This is a genomic window from Pseudoxanthomonas winnipegensis (assembly GCF_030322905.1).
Taxonomy (GTDB): domain Bacteria; phylum Pseudomonadota; class Gammaproteobacteria; order Xanthomonadales; family Xanthomonadaceae; genus Pseudoxanthomonas_A; species Pseudoxanthomonas_A winnipegensis.
This window is the reverse complement of sequence record NZ_CP095475.1, coordinates 1687399-1704366: the sequence shown is the minus strand read 5'-3', so window position 1 is coordinate 1704366 and position 16968 is coordinate 1687399. Positions and strand designations below refer to the sequence as shown.

Sequence of the window (16968 nt, the reverse complement as noted above, 5' to 3'; positions counted from 1 at the left end):
GCTCCGCTCTACAGGCGGCGCTTGTCGGCGGTGTCGCATGCGGGGCGGGTGGCTAGGCTACGCTTGCGCCTTCCGCTCCCCTCGCCCGCGCGCATGCCTCAACTCGAGCACTACGGTTCCAACGAAGACGGCTTGATCTGGGGCTACCGGTTCGTGCCCGGCCAGCCGGCCGAGGCGTTCGGCAGCGAGGCCGTCGATGCCTTCCTGGCCGATCCGCAGGCCAGTGCGCGCGGCGAGTTCCTGTGGCTGCACTTCTCGCTGGCCAACCAGGCCTCGCGGCGCTTCCTGGCCAACCGCCTGACCCTGCCGGAGGCCTTCCACGACTCGCTCGGCAGCGGCGTGGGCTCGACCCGGCTGGAGCTGGACGAGGGCGCGCTGGTGGCGGTGATCCATGACGTGCTGTTCGATTCCACCTTCGATGCGTCCGAGGTCGGCACCACCACGCTGAGCATCGCGCCGCGGCTGGTGGTCAGCGCGCGGCTGCGGCCGCTGCGTTCGGTCGAGCAGTTGCGCACGGCGGTGCGCAACGGCCAGGACTTCCGCTCGCCGGTCGACCTGCTGGCGCATCTGCTGCGCGACCAGGCCAGCGTGCTGGGCGACATCGTGCGCAAGTCGACCGCGCGCGTGGACCAGATCGAGGACCGGCTGCTGGACAACCGCGTGGCCACCGACCGCAAGGAACTGGGCGCGCTGCGCCGCTCGCTGGTACGGCTGCAGCGGCTGTTGGCACCCGAGCCCACCGCCCTGTTCCGGCTGTTGAACCGGCCGCCGGCCTGGATCAGCCGCGAGGACGTGATCGATCTGCAGCAGGCGGCCGAGGAGTTCTCCACGGCCGTGGGCGATTCGGCCTCGCTGGTCGAGCGGGTCAAGCTGATCCAGGAGGAACTGGCCGCGCTGGTCAACGAGCAGAGCAGCCGCACGCTGTTCATCCTGACCGTGGTCACCGTGCTGGCGCTGCCGGTGAACCTGATCGCCGGCCTGTTCGGCATGAACGTAGGAGGCATGCCGCTGGCCACCTCGGCGCACGGCTTCGCCGTGGTGGTGACCGGCCTGGTGCTGCTGACCGCGGTGCTGGCTTGGCTGGCCTTCGGTCGGCGCGCGGATTAGGCGTTCGCCGCGATTCGCTGACAGCGACGAAATTCGACGACGAACTCGAGGTGCGCGGCCAGCCGCCTCAGAGCATCTCCAGCGCGCGCTTTGCCCTTGGCGGCGGGAAGGCGCGGTCCAGATCGGCCAGGTCCTCCTCGGTCAGCGTGAGCGACAGTGCGCCGGCGTTGTCCTCCACATGCGCGCGGCTGGCGGCCTTGGGGATGGCGATGACGCCCTGGCGGCGCAACACCCAGGCCAGCGCGACCTGGAGATCGCTGGCGTTGTGGCGCCCGGCGATCTTCTGCAGCGCCGTGTGGCCCTTGAGCCGGCCCTGCTCCACCGGGCTGTAGGCCATCGCCGCGATCTGGCGCTGCTCCAGCCACGGCAGCAGGTCGTATTCGGGGCCGCGCCGGGTGAGGTTGTAGAGGATCTGGTCGGTCGCGCAGTGCGTGCCGCCGGCGTCGATGAGTTCCTCCATGTCGTCCACATCGAGGTTGCTCACGCCCCAGTGGCGGATCTTGCCGGCCTGACGCAGCGCCTGCATCGCCTCGACGGTCTCGGCCAGCGGCACCGAACCGCGCCAGTGCAGCAGGTACAGGTCGATGTGATCGGTGCCCAGGTGGCGCAGGCTGCGTTCGCACGCCTGCGGCAGGCGGCTGCGCGAGGCGTTCTGTGGGTAGGCCTTGCTGACCACGAACACGTCGTCACGCCGGCCCTGGATCGCCTCGCCGACCAGGCGCTCGGACGCGCCCTCGCCGTACATCTCGGCCGTATCGATCAGGCGCAGGCCGAGGTCGATGCCGCGCTGCAGGGCTTCGATCTCCGCCTTGCGCCGCGCCGGATCGTCGCCCATGTTCCAGGTGCCTTGGCCGAGAACCGGGACGTCCTGGCCGCCGAGTCGGGTGGTCGGAATGGGAGACATGGCGATATACCTGCGCTGCACGACGAGACTTGCCGTGCGGACGAACGTAACGCTCGAGCGCTCAGCGAGGCGTGAGCGGCACGCGGACAATGTGTGTAGCAGCGAACATGCATCCGCGTCCCTCGCCCTGCAGCATCACGAGGGCAGACAAGGCGTAAATCTCAAGCGCGCTCGCTGGTGATGGTCGCGCCCTCGCGCATCACCAGGGTGACCGGCGTGCGCGCGACCACGTCGAGCAGACGTTCCCACTGCGCATCGCTCAGCGCCGCCGAGGCGTGCAGCTTGCGATGCACGTGCAGCTTGCCGTCGGCGTCGCGCTCGGAGGACAGCTCGGCGCTGAATTCGCCCAGGTCCCAGCCCTTCTTCTGCGCGTACATGCGCAGCGTGATGGCGGTGCAGGCGGCCAGCGAAGCCAGATACAGGTCGAACGGCGCCATGCCCTGATCCTGCCCGCCCAGCGCGGCCGGCTCGTCGGCAATCAGCGTGTGGTGCGCAGTGGAAATGCGGTGGGCGTAGTCGGTGCCGGTGGACTGGATGCGGACGTGGGACATGCGGGACTCCTGTGGTTCATCGCCTGGTGGAAGACTGTGCCAGTTCGCCGCCAAACGGAACGGGCGAGCCGATGCGGGTCGTGCTGGCTGCGGTGCGCCCTCGTTGATCTCCGCCGCTCATCGCCCGGCACCGCCGGAAGCGGAAACCGGACGCGACAGCGCGACATGCGCTTCCATGCAGGCCACCAGGGCGTCGAACACTGCCTTGCAGCGCCGGCTGCCGCGCAGGTCGCCGTGCATCGTGACCCAGGCCTCGAGCGGAAACGAGAACGCGTCGGGCAGCACGCGGATCAGGTTGGCATCGCGCGCGGCCAGCGCCGCCTGGCAGGCGCCGATGCCGCAGCCAGCGCGAATCATGGCCAGCTGCGCCACATCGCTGTCGCTGCACAGCGCGAAGGCGTCGCGGTCCAGGAACGGAAAGCGCGCCGTGGCGGCACGCAGGAACGGCGTCTCGCGATCGAAGCCGATCAGGGCGTGCTGCTTCAGTCCGGCGAGCGTGGCCGGCGTCCCGTGCCGTTCGAGATAGTCGGCGTGGGCGAACAGCCCCAGCTCGATGCTGCCGACCCGGCGCGCGACCAGGGCCTGCTGCCGGGGCGGGGTCATGCGGATGGCGATATCGGCCTCGCGCTGCAGCAGGTCCTGTACGCGGTTGGTCGGCACCAGTTCGATCTTCAGCAGCGGGTGCTCATGACGCAAGCCTGCCAGCGCCTGCGGCAGCACTTCGATGCCGATGACCTCGCTGGCCGAGATGCGCACGGTGCCGCGGATGCCCTCGCCCTGGCTGAGGGCTTCGCGCTCCAGGGCGGCGGCGGTGTTGCGCATGGCCTCGGCATGCCCCCGCAGCGCGACGGCGGCATCGGTCGGCACCAGGCCGGCCTGCGTTCGGGTGAACAGGGTCTGCCCGAAGGCGGTTTCCAGGGCGGTGATGTGCCGGCCGACGGTCGGCTGGGTGATGCCCAGGGCACGCGCGGCGCCGGACAGCGAACCTTCCGTCAGGACGGACAGCAGGCTGCGGTAGTGCTCCCATCCGATCTTTTCGGCCATACGAAAATGTATAGCGGATCGATGGCGATCGGCAATTCACAGCCATCCGGATCTGTCCGACGCTGCCTGCCTCCCATCGACAGGAAGGAAGCGGCTCCATGGATATCTCTTCGAACAAACAAGCGCTGGTCCTGGGCGCCAGCGGCGGCATCGGCGGCGAAGTCGCCCGCCAGCTGCGCGATGCGGGCTGGCGCGTCCGGGCCCTCAAGCGCGGCCTGGACACCGTGACCGAGCAGCGCGATGGCATCACCTGGCAGCGCGGCGACGCGATGAACCGCGACGATGTCATGAGCGCCGCGCGCGGCTGCCGGGCCATCGTCCATGCGGTCAATCCGCCGGGCTATCGCCACTGGGGCCAGCGGGTGCTGCCGATGGTGGAGAACACCATCGCCGCCGCCATCGCCGAACGCGCCACGATCGTCCTGCCAGGGACGGTCTACAACTACGGCCCCGACGCGTTTCCCCTGATCGCCGAGGGCGCCCCGCAGCATCCGGCCAGCCGCAAGGGCGGCATCCGCGTGGAGATGGAGGACCGCCTGAACGCTGCCACCGCGCAGGGCGCGCGCGTGATCGTGGTGCGCGCCGGCGACTTCTTCGGGCCGCGCGCGGGCAACAGCTGGTTCTCGCAGGGCCTGGTCAAGCCGGGCCAGCCGGTGAAGAAGATCCTGCTGCCCGGAAAGCCAGGCGTCGGGCACCAGTGGGCTTACTTGCCCGATGTGGCGCGGACGATGGTGGCGCTGCTCGGTCGCGGCGAGACCCTGGCGCCGTTCGCCCGCTTCCACATGGCCGGTCACTGGGACGCGGATGGAACACGCATGGCGCAGGCGATCCGCACCGTCGCCCGCAGGCGCGGACAGGACCCGGCCGTGGCGGCCTTCCCCTGGTGGCTGACCTGGGCGCTGGCGCCGTTCGTCCCGACCCTGCGCGAGCTGCGGGAGATGCGATACCTCTGGAACGCGCCGGTGCGTCTGGACGGCCGACACCTCGCGGCCGTCCTGGGTGAGGAGCCGCACACGCCACTGGAGGATGCGGTGGAGGCGACGCTGGCCGGGATGAGCTGCATCCCCCGCACGAGCGCGTCGCCGGCGTCAGCGGGTGCCGTCTGATGCGGACACGCCTGCGGCTCGTCCTCCGCGCAGCGGCTCCATAAGAAGCCGTTGCGCAAATCCAGACGCAGCGCCGCGCCGACATCAGCCCCCACAGACACCCGGTTCCTGCCCAGCGGGGAAGGACGGGTGCGGTCAGCCGTTCTAAACTTGGCGCCCGGCGTGTCCGCCGACGCCGGGCGCCGCGACAGGCGCATCGCCTGATGCCAAGGGCGCCTCAGCCCCAAGCCGCCGCCTCGCCTCGCGCCCAGCCTGACCGCTCCCCCACCGAGAACCCGATGTTGCAGTCCACCGATTCAGCAGCCAAACCGAGCAACAGCAAGGGCGCCGTCGAGCACACGCCCCTGATGAAGCAGTTCTTCGCGGCCAAGTCCGAGTATCCGGACCTGCTGCTGTTCTTCCGCATGGGCGACTTCTACGAGCTTTTCTACGACGACGCGCGCAAGGCCGCGCGGCTGCTGGACATCACCCTGACCCAGCGCGGCAGTTCGGGCGGCGCGCCGATCCCGATGGCCGGCGTGCCGGTGCATGCCTACGAGGGCTATCTGGCGCGGCTGGTGGCGCTGGGCGAATCGGTGGCGATCTGCGAGCAGATCGGCGACCCGGCCCTGGCCAAGGGCCTGGTCGAACGCAAGGTGGTGCGCATCGTCACCCCGGGCACGGTCACCGACGAGGCGCTGCTCAACGAGCGCCGCGACACGCTGCTGATGGCGCTCGCGCGCGGCAAGGCCGGCTACGGGCTGGCGTGGGCGGATCTGGCCGGCGGACGCTTCCTGGTCAACGAGGTCGAATCCGACGACGCGCTGGAGGCCGAACTGGCGCGCCTGGAGCCGGCCGAACTGCTGGTCCCCGACGAGGAAGGCTGGCCGACATTCCTGGCCGGGCGCAGCGGCGTGCGCCGGCGCGCGCCGTGGCTGTTCGATGCCGACAGCGGCAGGCGCCAGCTGCTGCAGTTCTTCAAGCTGCACGACCTGACCGGCTTCGGCATCCAGGACCGGCCGCAGGCCATCGCCGCCGCCGGCGCGCTGCTGGGCTACGTCGAGGAGACGCAGAAGTCGCAGCTGCCGCATCTGAGCGCCATCGCGCTGGAGCCCTCGGCCGAGGCGATCGCCATGAACGCCGCCACGCGCCGCCACCTGGAGCTGGACACGCGCGTGGACGGCGATGTGCGCCACACGCTGCTGGGCATCCTGGACAGCACGGTCACGCCGATGGGCGGGCGCCTGCTGCGCCGCTGGCTGCATCGCCCGCTGCGCGCGCACGACGTGCTGAACCAGCGCCACCACGCCGTGGAGACCCTGATCGAGCGCGGCACCGCGGCCGACCCCACGACCAGCGTCGGCCAGGCGCTGCGCGAGGCGTTCCGCGCCTTCGGCGATGTCGAACGCATCCTCACCCGCGTGGCGCTGCGCTCGGCGCGCCCGCGCGACCTGTCCACGCTGCGCAACAGCCTGGCGCTGCTGCCGCGTCTGCGTGAACTGCTCGCGCCGCTGGATTCGCCGCGCCTGGCGGCGCTGGCCGCGGCCATGGGCGAACACGACGCCACCGCGCACCTGCTGGTCAGCTCCGTGGCCGAGCAGCCGCCGCTCAAGCTCACCGATGGCGGCGTGCTGGTCGAGGGCTTCGACGCCGAACTGGACGAACTGCGCCAGCTGTCGACCAACGCCGACCAGTTCCTGATCGACCTGGAGGCGCGCGAGCGCGCCTCCAGCGGCATCGCCACGCTGAAGGTCGGCTACAACCGCGTCCACGGCTACTACATCGAGATCAGCAAGGGCCAGGCCGACAAGGCGCCGGTGCACTACACCCGCCGCCAGACGCTGACCAATGCCGAGCGCTACATCACCGAGGAACTGAAGGCCTTCGAGGACAAGGTGCTCTCCGCGCGCGAACGTGCGCTGGCCCGCGAGCGGGTGCTGTACGAGCAGCTGCTGGATGCGCTGGGCGAGGTGCTCGAGCCGCTCAAGCGCTGCGCGGCGGCGCTGAGCGAACTGGACGTGCTGTGCGCCTTCGCCGAGCGCGCCCAGGCGCTGGACTGGACTCGGCCCGAACTGCTCGAGGCACCGTGCCTGCTGATCGAACGCGGCCGCCATCCGGTGGTCGAGGCCGTGCGCAACGAGCCGTTCGAACCCAACGACCTGCGCCTGGACGGCAGCGACACCGCCGCGGCGCGACGCATGCTGGTGATCACCGGCCCGAACATGGGCGGCAAGAGCACCTACATGCGCCAGAACGCGCTGATCGTGCTGCTGGCGCATATCGGCAGCTTCGTGCCGGCCAGCCGCGCGCAGATCGGGCCGATCGACCGCGTCCTCACCCGCATCGGCGCCGGCGACGACCTGGCCCGCGGCCAGTCGACCTTCATGGTGGAAATGGCCGAGACCAGCTACATCCTGCACCACGCCACGCGTCATTCGCTGGTGCTGATGGACGAGATCGGCCGCGGCACCTCGACCTACGACGGCCTGGCGCTGGCCGATGCGGTCGCGCGCCATCTGGCCGCGGTCAACCGCTGCTACACGCTGTTCGCCACGCACTACTTCGAGCTGACCGCGCTGGCCGACGAGAGCGTCGAAGGCGGCCCCAGCGGCATCGCCAACGTGCATCTGGATGCGATCGAGCACGGCGAGTCGCTGGTGTTCATGCATGCGGTCAAGGACGGCGCGGCCAACCGCAGCTTCGGCCTGCAGGTCGCCGCGCTGGCCGGCCTGCCGCGCAGCACCCTGAACCAGGCGCGCCGCCGCCTGGCCGAACTGGAACGGCGCGGCAGCGACACCCACGCCTCGAAGATGGCGCCGCAGGCGCTGGACGCGCCGCAGCAGTTCGGCCTGTTCGCCGCCGCGCCCTCGGCGGCGCAGGAAGCCCTGGCCGCGCTCGACCCGGACGAACTCAGCCCCAAGCAGGCGCTGGAGGCGCTGTATCGGTTGAAGGCGCTGCTGTAGCGAGCGCGCCTCGCTGTTGAGGACCGCTCCGGTGGGAGCCGACGTCGTGGGAAAGACGCCAGGGATCGGCTTGGCGGGAGCCGCTGTCCCTTCCGATCACATCGCCGCCCACTTGTAGAGCGGAGCTTGCTCCGCTGCGTTTCGATCAGATCTGGGGGAAAGTCCCAGCGGAGCAAGCTCCGATGCGTTTTCGATCGGATCTTCGGGGAAGCCTCAGCGGAGGTAGAGCGGAGCTTGCTCCGCTGCGTTTCGATCAGATCTTGGGAAAAGTCCCGGCGGAGCAAGCTCCGATGCGTTTTCGATCGGATCTTCGGGGAAGCCTCAGCGGAGCAAGCTCCGCTCTACAAGTGGGGCCGCCAGTAGCCAGAAGACGGCCGCCACGGCGGCTCCCGCGGAGAACGGTCGATCAGGCAGAGACGCTCTCGGGCATGTTCGGGTTGGGATGCTGGGGGATGAGCGCGTTGTCGAGCTCGCCTGCGCGCAGCGCCGCCGGGCGCCCGGTATGGGCCTTGGCGAAGGCGACGAAGGCCGGGCGCGACTCCAGCTCGCCGGTGCGCAGGTAGTAGCCCAGGCAAGCGGCCACATACAGATCGGCCGCGGTGAAGTGGTCGCCCGCCAGGTGGGTGCGGCCCTCCACGACCTGCTCCAGCGTATCCAGCAGCGTGCCCTCCTCGCCGTAGCCGGCATCGAACGCCGACGCCAGCGTGCCGCTGTGCTTGGCGGTCAGGAAGGCCTCGAACGGCCCGGCCATGAAGAACAGCCAGCGCAGATAGGCCGCGCGCTCGGGCGAGTCTTCCGGCGGTGCCAGGCGGCGCTCGGGCACCAGCTCGGCCAGGTAGGCGCAGATGGCCGCGTTCTCGGTGACGATGGCCTCGCCGTGGCGCAGCGCCGGCACCTTGCCCATTGGGTTGATCGCCAGGTATTCGGGCGACTTCATCGGCGCGCCGAAGTCGATGATCTTCGCTTCGTACGGCAGGCCGGTCTCCTCGATCATCCAGCGCGCCACGCGGCCACGGGACATCGGGTGGGTGTAGAGGATCAGGGGTTCTTGCATGACGGCGCTCCGCTGTGGATGAGCCGCCAGTGTCCTCAGCCCCTGCTGACAGCCACTGTCAGCAGCGCTCAGCGCACCGCGGGCGCCGGCTTGAGCTGCGCACGCCAGCGCTTGATCAGCGCGTGGCGCTGGGCGGGATAGCGCTGGCCGGTGTCCACCAGCCACTGCATGCGGTCGGCGCGGAAATGGCGGAAGTCGCCGCGCAGTTCGCACCAGGCCGCCAGCAGACGCCTGTCGTCGAGGAAGGCCATCGCGAACGGCCACAGCGTGCGCTCGCTGTCGCGTCCCTCGCCGTCGCGATAGCACACGCGCACCGCATGCCCGGCGCGAATGGCCAGGCGCAGCGCCGGCAGCCACGGCTCCGGCGGCGGCGGCGTCCACTCCGGGGCGAACAGGCCGCTGGTCTCCACCTCCAGCCGCAGCCGCGCCGGCAGCACGCGGGTGATCCGCTCCATCGCGCGCTGCGCGGCGGCGGCCAGCTCCGGGTCGGCATGCGCGGCGACCCAGCGCGCGCCCAGCACCAGCGCCTCGAGTTCTTCCTCGCCGAAGTTCAGCGGCGGCAGCAGGAAGCCGGGCCGCAGCAGATAGCCAACGCCCGGGTCGCCGGCGATGTCGGCACCCTGGTCGCGCAGGGTGGCGATGTCGCGATACAGCGTGCGCAGGCTGACGCCGAGCTGCTCGGCCAGGCGCGCGCCGGCCACCGGGTGGCGCCGGCCGCCGAGGGCGTCGAGCAGGTGCAGCAGGCGCGTGGCGCGGGCGGTCATCCCATCAGCATAGAGGCTGGCACGCGCGCGCCGGCAGCTGCGCGCGTTAACCCCGGCGCAATCCGCTTTGGGCTAACGTCCACGCCCCAATCCCTGACGGCGGAGCCGCACGATGACCTCTTCCCTTTCCGGCATGGCCGAGGCCTTGTTCCAGCAGCTGCAGGGCGCGCCCGTGCAGCAGATCTCCGCGCAGTTGGGGACCGCGCCGGCCCAGACCCAGAGCGCCATCGCCACCGCGCTGCCGCTGCTGCTCGGCGCGCTGGGCCGCAACGCCCAGCAGCCGCAGGGCGCCGAAGCGCTGCTCGGCGCCCTGCAGCGCGACCACGCCGGGGCGGCCTCGGGCTTCGACCTGGGCGGACTGCTCGGCTCGGTGCTCGGCGGCGGCGCCGGTCCGCAGACCGACGGTGCCGGCATCCTCGGCCACATCTTCGGCGGCAGCACGCCGACGGCGGCGAGCGGGCTGGGCCAGGCGACCGGCCTGGGCGGCGAGAAGGCCAGCCAGCTGCTAGCGCTGCTGGCGCCGATCGTGATGTCCTACCTGGCCCAGCGTTTTCTCGGCAACGGCCAGGGCGACGCCTCGCAGCTGGGCCAGGCGCTGGGCCAGGAGCACGCACAGGTGCAGCAGTCCGGCGGTCTGGCCGGCGGTCTGCTGGGCAAGGTGCTCGACCAGGACGGCAACGGCCAGCTGGACCTGGGCGATCTGATGAAGCTCGGCGGCGGCCTGTTCGGCGGCTCTCGCTGAGGGCGCGCACCCGGCCTTGAGTCGGCAGACGCCGCGTGCGCAGCGCGCGGCGCTCCTGCGATAGCGACTGCCTATCGTAAAGTTCAAATCTATCGACTATTCATAGTCATCAAGGGCCGATACCGTTGCCGCATCTTTCCACGCAACGAGCCAGCGCCCATGAGCACGCCCAGCGACAACGCCACCCCCGCCCCGGTCGAGGCACCGACCCCCGCTCCGGCCAAGTGCCCCTTCCACGAGGCGCCGCTGCAGGTGGCCGGCGGCGGCACCGGCAACCGCGACTGGTGGCCCAAGCAGCTGCGCGTGGACCTGCTCAACCAGCACTCCAACCGCTCCAACCCGCTGGGCGAGACGTTCGACTACCGCGCCGAGTTCGCCAAGCTGGACTACAGCGCGCTCAAGGCCGACATCCGCCGCGTGCTGACCGATTCGCAGGCCTGGTGGCCGGCCGACTGGGGCACCTACGCCGGCCTGTTCATCCGCATGGCCTGGCACAGCGCCGGTACCTATCGCATGGTCGATGGCCGCGGCGGCGCCGGGCGCGGCCAGCAGCGCTTCGCCCCGCTCAACAGCTGGCCGGACAACGTCAGCCTGGACAAGGCCCGGCGCCTGCTGTGGCCGGTCAAGCGCAAGTACGGCCAGCAGATTTCCTGGGCCGACCTGATGGTGTTGGCCGGCAACGTGGCGCTGGAGAGCAGCAGCTTCCGCACCTTCGGCTTCGGCGCCGGGCGCGAGGACGTGTGGGAGCCGGACCTGGACGTGAACTGGGGCGATGAGACCACCTGGCTGGCCCACCGCGACCCGGAGAGCCTGGCGCGCAACCCGCTGGCCGCCACCGAGATGGGCCTGATCTACGTCAATCCCGAAGGCCCCAACGCCAGCGGCGATCCGGCCTCGGCCGCGGCCGCCATCCGCGCCACCTTCGGCAACATGGCCATGGACGATGAGGAGATCGTCGCCCTGATCGCCGGCGGCCATACCCTGGGCAAGACCCACGGCGCCGGCGCCGCCGACCACGTCGGCCTGGACCCGGAAGCGGCCGACCTGGAGGCCCAGGGCCTGGGCTGGCACAGCAAGTTCGGCAGCGGCGTGGGCGCCGATGCGATCACGTCCGGCCTGGAGGTGGTGTGGTCGCAGACCCCGACCCAGTGGAGCAACCACTTCTTCGAGAACCTGTTCAAGTTCGACTGGGTGCAGACCCGCAGCCCGGCCGGGGCGATCCAGTTCGAGGCCAAGGATGCGGACGCGCTGATTCCCGACCCGTTCGATCCGTCGAAGAAGCGCAAGCCGACCATGCTGGTCACCGACCTGACCCTGCGCTTCGACCCGGAGTTCGAGAAGATCTCGCGCCGCTTCCTGGGTGACCCGCAGGCCTTCAACGAAGCCTTCGCCCGCGCCTGGTTCAAGCTGACCCACCGCGACATGGGCCCGAAGGCGCGCTATCTCGGCCCGGAAGTGCCGGCCGAAGACCTGATCTGGCAGGACCCGCTGCCGGCGCCGGTGCACCAGCCCGGCGCGGCCGACATCGCCGCGCTGAAGGACCAAATCGCCCAGTCCGGGCTGTCGGTGAGCGAGCTGGTCTCGGTGGCCTGGGCCTCGGCCTCGACCTTCCGCGGTGGCGACAAGCGCGGCGGCGCCAACGGCGCGCGGCTGGCCCTGGCCCCGCAGAAGGACTGGGCGGTCAACGCCGGCGCCGTGGCCGCGCTGCCTACCCTGCAGGCGATCCAGCAGGCCTCCGGCAAGGCCTCCGGCAAGGCCTCGCTGGCCGATGTGATCGTGCTGGCCGGCGTGGTCGGCATCGAGAAGGCGGCGGCCGCGGCCGGCGTCCAGATCGAAGTGCCCTTCACCCCCGGCCGCGTCGATGCGCGCCAGGACCAGACCGACGTGGCGTCCTTCGAGGCGATGGAGCCCATCGCCGATGGCTTCCGCAACTATCGGCGCCTGCCCGGCGGCCCGACCACCGAGACGCTGCTGATCGACAAGGCCCAGCAGCTGACCCTGACCGCGCCGGAGCTGACCGTGCTGATCGGTGGCCTGCGCGTGCTGGGCGCCAACGTGGACGACTGCGCGCACGGCGTGCTGACCGATCGGGTCGGCGTGCTGAGCAACGACTTCTTCGTCCACCTGCTGGACATGGGCACCGAGTGGAAGGCGACCTCCAAGGAAACCTACGAGGGCCGCGACCGCGCCACCGGCGAGATCCAGTGGACGGCCAGCCGCGCCGACCTGGTGTTCGGTTCCAACGCCGTGCTGCGCGCGCTGGCCGAGGTCTATGCCAGCGACGATGCCAGGCAGAAGTTCGTGCACGACTTCGTGGCGGCGTGGACCAAGGTGATGGAGCTGGACCGCTTCGACCTGAAGTAAGTCCCGAACGCGCAGATCCACAACGCTCGGCGCAACGCGTCGATCGCACGACACCGCCCCTCCCCCTTTGCGCAACGCGCAAGGGGGAGGCCGGGAGGGGGTGCTCTTCGCAGGAATCGCCCGACCTCGGATGCTCTCGCCCCGCGGGTCCGCACCACCACCCGTCTCAAACCACAACGACCAGCACCCTCCCCGCCTTGCCGCACAATATCGGGCCGATGCCACGCGCCCGTTCCCACCATGAGTGATGCCTCCCACCGCGTGCATGGCGTGGGCCCCGAAGACGCCGCGCCGGACTGGCCGCCGCTGCGGGCCGACGAAGTCGACACCCTCCTGGCCGCCTACCCGCCGCTGGCCGCAGGCCCGCATCGCATCACCTGGCACAGCCCGCGTCCCCTGTCGGCCGCCGCCTTGGTGGAGACCGCGCACGGCCCGCTTTTCGTCAAGCGACACCATCGCAACGTACGCAGCGCCGATGGCCTGGAAGAGGAACATCGCTTCATGGCGCACCTGCGCGACCGCGGCCTGCCGGTGGTCGAGGTATTCGCCGACGCGCACGGCCGCACCGCGCATGCGCACGGCGAGTGGACCTATGAAGTGCACCGCGCCGGCATCGGTGCGGACCTGTATCGCGAGACCACGTCTTGGACGCCGCTGACCGACCTGGCACAGGCGCGGCAACTGGGCGCGATGCTCGCACGGCTGCATCTGGCCGCGGCCGACTACACCGCGCCACAGCGCAGCACGCATCTGCTGGTCGCACGCGACGATCTGATCCGCGCGGACGATCCCATCGCCGCGCTGCAGGCGCAGCTCGCACAGCGCCCGGCGCTGGCCGAATGGCTGCGCGCACGCGACTGGCAGGCGGACTTCGAGCGCCATCTGCTGCCCTGGCATGCCGGCCTTGCCGAAGCGCTGCGCGATGAGCCGCGCCTGTGGGCGCACAACGACCTGCATGTCTCCAATCTGCTCTGGCAGAGCCAGGCCGATGCGCCGCGCATCAGCAGCGTGCTCGACTTCGGCCTGGCCTCGCCGACCGGCGCGCTGTTCGACCTGGCCACCGCGATCGAACGCAACGCCATCGCCTGGCTGTCGCTGGAAGACGGCCTGGACGCCGCACATGTGGACACCGCGCTGGCCCTGCTCGACGGCTATCGCACGGTGGCGCCCCTGTCGCCGGACCGGGTGCGCTTGCTGGCCGATCTGCTGCCGCTGGTGCACCTGGATTTCGCCCTGTCCGAGGTCGAGTACTTCCACGCCATCACCCACGCGCCGGACAACGCGCAGGTGGCCTACGCGACCTTCCTGCTCGGCCATGCGGACTGGTTCGCCAGCGCGGCGGGCCAGGCCCTGCTGCAAGCGCTGCGCGCGGCCGCCTGAGATGCAAGGTGTGCAAATCGACGCCGAATGGTGTCCAATGCGCACTCTGAAGCGGGGGTGCCCGGCGTTGCCGGGCTGAGAGAGTCCCTTGGAACCTGATCCGGTTTGCACCGGCGTAGGGAGCTTTGAGCAGCACGGCAGGCACGCCCGGCAACGGCGTGCGCCGTGCGCGCCGTCGCTTCGTCCTTGAGCCCTTGCCTGGTGACGAACCGATGAACCGCCCACGCTCCACCCTGCTGCTGTCCTGCCTGCTGTCCTCCGCCGCGCTGCCGCTGCACGCGCAACAGCAGACCGATGAATCCGCTTCCGCCGCCAAGGCCACCGATCTGGCGACCGTGCAGGTCAAGGGGCAGACCCAGGCCACGCCGACCAGCCAGTCCAACAGCTTCGGCCCCGGCAGCTGGCGCGACACGCCGGCGTCGATCAACGTGCTGACCCGCGCCCTGATCGACGCGCGCCAGCCGCGCAGCCTGAGCGAGCTGGCGCACAACGACGCCTCGCTGGGCGACAGCTACGCGGCGGCCGGCTACTACCAGGACGTGTCGATCCGCGGCTTCGCGCTCGATCTGGCCACCGGCCTGCGCTTCAACGACCTGTCCATCGCCGGCGAGCAGCGCCTGGCGCTGGAGAACATCGCCCAGGTGGAGATCCTCAAGGGCGAGGCCGGCCTGACCGCCGGGATCATGGCGCCCGGCGGCATCCTCAACTTCGTGGCCAAGCGTCCCGAGCGCGTGCAGGAGCTCACCCTGGGCACCGATTCGCATGGCTCGCGCTACACCGCCGTGGACTGGGGCCGCTGGCTGACGCCGAGCTTCGGGCTGCGCTTCAACGCGGCCTGGGAAGACACCCATTCCTACATCGAGCACCTCGATGGCCGGCGCAACTTCTACTCGCTGGCCGCCGACTGGCTGATCGGCGACAAGGGCAAGCTGGAGCTGGACGGCAACTACCAGACCAGCTCGCAGCGCTCGGCCTCGGGCTACCAGCTGCTGGGCGGCGATGCCCTGCCGCCGCATCCCAGCGCGACCAAGCTGCTCGGCTACCAGCCCTGGGCGCAGCCGGTGGCGATCCAGACCACCAACCTCACCGCCCGCTACCGCTACCAGTTCAACGCCGACTGGCAGGGCAGCGTGGCGCTCGGCAGCAGCCGCAGCGTGATCGACGACAACGTGGCCTTCGCCTACGGCTGCTTCTATGCGCCGCAGTGCGCCGATGGCAGCGTGCCGGGCAACTACTTCGCGCCCAACGGCGACTACGATGTCTACGACTACCGCAGTCCGGACGACACGCGCCACAACCAGCAGTTGCGCGCGCAGCTGCAGGGCAAGTTCCAGACCGGCGCGCTGCAGCATCAGCTGACCGTCGGCGTGGACGGCTATCGGCGCACGGTCGATCGCCGCCAGGACGTGTACGACTACGTCGGCACGGCCAACATCGCCCGGGACACGCCGGTGTTCGCACCCTCGCCCAACATGCCCGGCCCGTCCGCGCGCCGGCTGGACGATCAGCAGCGCGCGCTGTTCGCGCTGGACCGCATCACGCTGGGCGAGGGCTGGCAGTGGCTGGCCGGCGGGCGCTGGGTCCGGCTCACCGAGACAGACAACGACAGCGAAGGCGTGCGCGAGCGCCGCACCCGGCTGAGCACCTTCCTGCCGCAGACCGCGCTGCTGTGGCAGGCCACGCCGCGGCTCAACGCCTACGTCAGCTACAGCGAAGGCCTGTCGCTGGGCCAGGAGGCGCCGTACTGGACCTCCAACGCCGACAGCTTCCTGCCGCCGCTGCAGTCGCGCCAATGGGAAACCGGCGTGAAGTTCGCCGCCAGCGATGCGCTGGACCTGGGCGCGGCGCTGTTCCGCATCCGCCAGCCGTTCCAGTACGCGATGCCCGACGCCAGCGAGGCCGGCTACACCTTCGTCCAGCGCGGCCAGCAGGTGCATACCGGCCTGGAGCTCACCGCCAACGGCAGGCTGACCGAACAGCTGCGCATCGTCGCCAGCGCCAGCGTGCTGCGCGCGCGCGCCGACGACAGCGGCACGCCCTCGGTCGACGGCCATCAGCTGATCAACGTGCCCAAGGCGCGCGCCAGCGTGTTCCTCGACTACCAGCTGCAGTCGCTGCCCGCCCTGAGCCTCAACGCCGGCTGGCGCTATGCCGCCGCCAACGTCGCCACGCCCGATGGCGCGCTGCGCGTGCCGGCCTATCACGTGTTCGACGCAGGCTTGCGCCTGCGCAGCCAGATCGGCGGCCAGGCGCTGACCTGGCGGCTGTCGGTGGACAACGTGTTCGACAAGTTCTACTGGCGCGACACCGGCAGCAGCGGCGGCGACTACTACCTGTTCCCCGGCGCGCCGCGGCTGGCGCGCCTGACCGTGACCTGGGCGCTGTGAACATCGACGCGCTGGAATGGATCGGCGCGGCGGTCAGCGTGGCCGCGGTCTGGCTGGCCGCGCGCCGCCACATGCTGGGCTGGCCGGTCGGGCTGGCCTCGGTGGCGCTGTATGCGCTGGTGTTCGTCGATGCCCGGCTGTACTCCGATGCGCTGCTGCAGGTCGCCTTCGCCGGCTTCATCGTCTACGGCTGGCGGCGCTGGAAGGCCAACCTGGACGACGACGGCCTGGTGCGCGTGGCCACGCTCGCGCCGGGCGCGGCGCTGCGCGACCTGGGGCTGGGCGCGCTCGGCGCGCTGCTGCTGGGCTTTTGCATGCACCGCTACACCGACGCGGCGCTGCCGTGGCTGGATGCGGCGCTGACCGCCTTCAGCCTGGTGGCGCAGTGGTGGCAGGGCCGCCGCCACGTGGCCGCGTGGTGGCTGTGGATCGTGCTGGATCTGATCTACGTCGGGCTGTACCTGTTCAAGTCGCTCGAGGTGACCGCGGCGCTGTACCTGGGCTTCGTCGGCCTGGCGGTGATGGGCCTGCGCCAGTGGCGCCGGGCGGCCCAGGCCGCGCCGCTGCCGGCGGCTTGACTGACGCGACGGTCAGGCGATGGTAGGGTGCCGGACCCTCGCCGG

General features: G+C 70.7%; 13 protein-coding genes and 1 riboswitch. Of the genes, 8 read left to right on the top strand and 5 right to left on the bottom strand.

Annotated elements, in window-relative coordinates:
• Window positions 1–93 precede the first annotated feature (93 nt).
• On the top strand, window positions 94–1107 hold the full coding sequence (locus tag MWN52_RS07565; protein WP_286577311.1) for a transporter: 1014 nt from the start codon (window positions 94–96) through the stop codon (window positions 1105–1107).
• A gap of 67 nt (window positions 1108–1174) precedes the next feature.
• Here the strand turns inward: MWN52_RS07565 and MWN52_RS07560 are convergent, their stop codons facing one another.
• The 3 genes from MWN52_RS07560 to MWN52_RS07550 form a co-directional block, all read right to left on the bottom strand.
• Window positions 1175–2011: an aldo/keto reductase gene (locus MWN52_RS07560; RefSeq protein ID WP_286577310.1), complete on the bottom strand. Its 837-nt coding sequence runs from the start codon at window positions 2009–2011 to the stop codon at window positions 1175–1177.
• A 161-nt stretch (window positions 2012–2172) separates the two neighbouring features.
• Window positions 2173–2562: an OsmC family protein gene (locus MWN52_RS07555; protein ID WP_130518991.1), complete on the bottom strand. Its 390-nt coding sequence runs from the start codon at window positions 2560–2562 to the stop codon at window positions 2173–2175.
• A gap of 117 nt (window positions 2563–2679) precedes the next feature.
• The gene (locus MWN52_RS07550; protein ID WP_286577307.1) at window positions 2680–3606 is read right to left on the bottom strand and encodes a LysR family transcriptional regulator; all 927 of its coding nucleotides are present in this window, start codon (window positions 3604–3606) and stop codon (window positions 2680–2682) included.
• A gap of 104 nt (window positions 3607–3710) precedes the next feature.
• Between MWN52_RS07550 and MWN52_RS07545 the strand changes: the two genes are divergently transcribed.
• Together MWN52_RS07545 and mutS are read left to right on the top strand one after the other, a co-directional pair.
• Window positions 3711–4712 (top strand): NAD-dependent epimerase/dehydratase family protein, encoded by a 1002-nt coding sequence (locus MWN52_RS07545; protein ID WP_425608114.1) that lies wholly within the window; start codon window positions 3711–3713, stop codon window positions 4710–4712.
• Between the two features lie 278 nt (window positions 4713–4990).
• Window positions 4991–7654, top strand: coding sequence for a DNA mismatch repair protein MutS (gene mutS, locus MWN52_RS07540; RefSeq protein WP_286577304.1), 2664 nt, complete (start codon window positions 4991–4993; stop codon window positions 7652–7654).
• Between the two features lie 406 nt (window positions 7655–8060).
• On the opposite strand, the gene MWN52_RS07535 is transcribed toward mutS, so the two are convergent.
• Window positions 8061–8708, bottom strand: a complete 648-nt coding sequence (locus MWN52_RS07535) for a glutathione S-transferase family protein (protein WP_286577302.1) — start codon at window positions 8706–8708, stop codon at window positions 8061–8063.
• Window positions 8709–8776: 68 nt separating this feature from the next.
• Window positions 8777–9472 (bottom strand): helix-turn-helix transcriptional regulator, encoded by a 696-nt coding sequence (locus MWN52_RS07530; protein ID WP_286577300.1) that lies wholly within the window; start codon window positions 9470–9472, stop codon window positions 8777–8779.
• A 112-nt stretch (window positions 9473–9584) separates the two neighbouring features.
• Between MWN52_RS07530 and MWN52_RS07525 the strand changes: the two genes are divergently transcribed.
• From MWN52_RS07525 to pnuC, 5 genes are all read left to right on the top strand, one after another.
• Window positions 9585–10214: a DUF937 domain-containing protein gene (locus tag MWN52_RS07525; protein ID WP_130522162.1), complete on the top strand. Its 630-nt coding sequence runs from the start codon at window positions 9585–9587 to the stop codon at window positions 10212–10214.
• 159 nt (window positions 10215–10373) lie between these two features.
• On the top strand, window positions 10374–12578 hold the full coding sequence (gene katG / locus MWN52_RS07520) for a catalase/peroxidase HPI (protein ID WP_286577298.1): 2205 nt from the start codon (window positions 10374–10376) through the stop codon (window positions 12576–12578).
• A gap of 240 nt (window positions 12579–12818) precedes the next feature.
• On the top strand, window positions 12819–13958 hold the full coding sequence (locus tag MWN52_RS07515; protein ID WP_286577297.1) for a phosphotransferase enzyme family protein: 1140 nt from the start codon (window positions 12819–12821) through the stop codon (window positions 13956–13958).
• Between the two features lie 43 nt (window positions 13959–14001).
• Window positions 14002–14097: riboswitch (TPP riboswitch) on the top strand.
• Between the two features lie 73 nt (window positions 14098–14170).
• Window positions 14171–16345 (top strand): TonB-dependent siderophore receptor, encoded by a 2175-nt coding sequence (locus tag MWN52_RS07510; RefSeq protein WP_286577296.1) that lies wholly within the window; start codon window positions 14171–14173, stop codon window positions 16343–16345.
• Window positions 16342–16923, top strand: a complete 582-nt coding sequence (gene pnuC, locus MWN52_RS07505; protein WP_286577295.1) for a nicotinamide riboside transporter PnuC — start codon at window positions 16342–16344, stop codon at window positions 16921–16923. The genes MWN52_RS07510 and pnuC overlap by 4 nt, the downstream gene beginning before the upstream one ends.
• The last annotated feature ends 45 nt before the right edge of the window (window positions 16924–16968 follow it).

Bases quoted from the DNA above. Each gene is read 5' to 3' on its own strand.
- MWN52_RS07565 (WP_286577311.1), top strand. From the start codon at position 94: ATGCCTCAACTCGAGCACTACGGTTCCAACGAAGACGGCTTGATCTGG.
- MWN52_RS07560 (WP_286577310.1), bottom strand. From the start codon at position 2,011: ATGTCTCCCATTCCGACCACCCGACTCGGCGGCCAGGACGTCCCGGTT.
- MWN52_RS07530 (WP_286577300.1), bottom strand. From the start codon at position 9,472: ATGACCGCCCGCGCCACGCGCCTGCTGCACCTGCTCGACGCCCTCGGC.
- MWN52_RS07525 (WP_130522162.1), top strand. From the start codon at position 9,585: ATGACCTCTTCCCTTTCCGGCATGGCCGAGGCCTTGTTCCAGCAGCTG.
- MWN52_RS07550 (WP_286577307.1), bottom strand. From the start codon at position 3,606: ATGGCCGAAAAGATCGGATGGGAGCACTACCGCAGCCTGCTGTCCGTC.
- MWN52_RS07510 (WP_286577296.1), top strand. From the start codon at position 14,171: ATGAACCGCCCACGCTCCACCCTGCTGCTGTCCTGCCTGCTGTCCTCC.
- MWN52_RS07555 (WP_130518991.1), bottom strand. From the start codon at position 2,562: ATGTCCCACGTCCGCATCCAGTCCACCGGCACCGACTACGCCCACCGC.
- mutS (WP_286577304.1), top strand. From the start codon at position 4,991: ATGTTGCAGTCCACCGATTCAGCAGCCAAACCGAGCAACAGCAAGGGC.
- MWN52_RS07515 (WP_286577297.1), top strand. From the start codon at position 12,819: ATGAGTGATGCCTCCCACCGCGTGCATGGCGTGGGCCCCGAAGACGCC.
- katG (WP_286577298.1), top strand. From the start codon at position 10,374: ATGAGCACGCCCAGCGACAACGCCACCCCCGCCCCGGTCGAGGCACCG.
- MWN52_RS07535 (WP_286577302.1), bottom strand. From the start codon at position 8,708: ATGCAAGAACCCCTGATCCTCTACACCCACCCGATGTCCCGTGGCCGC.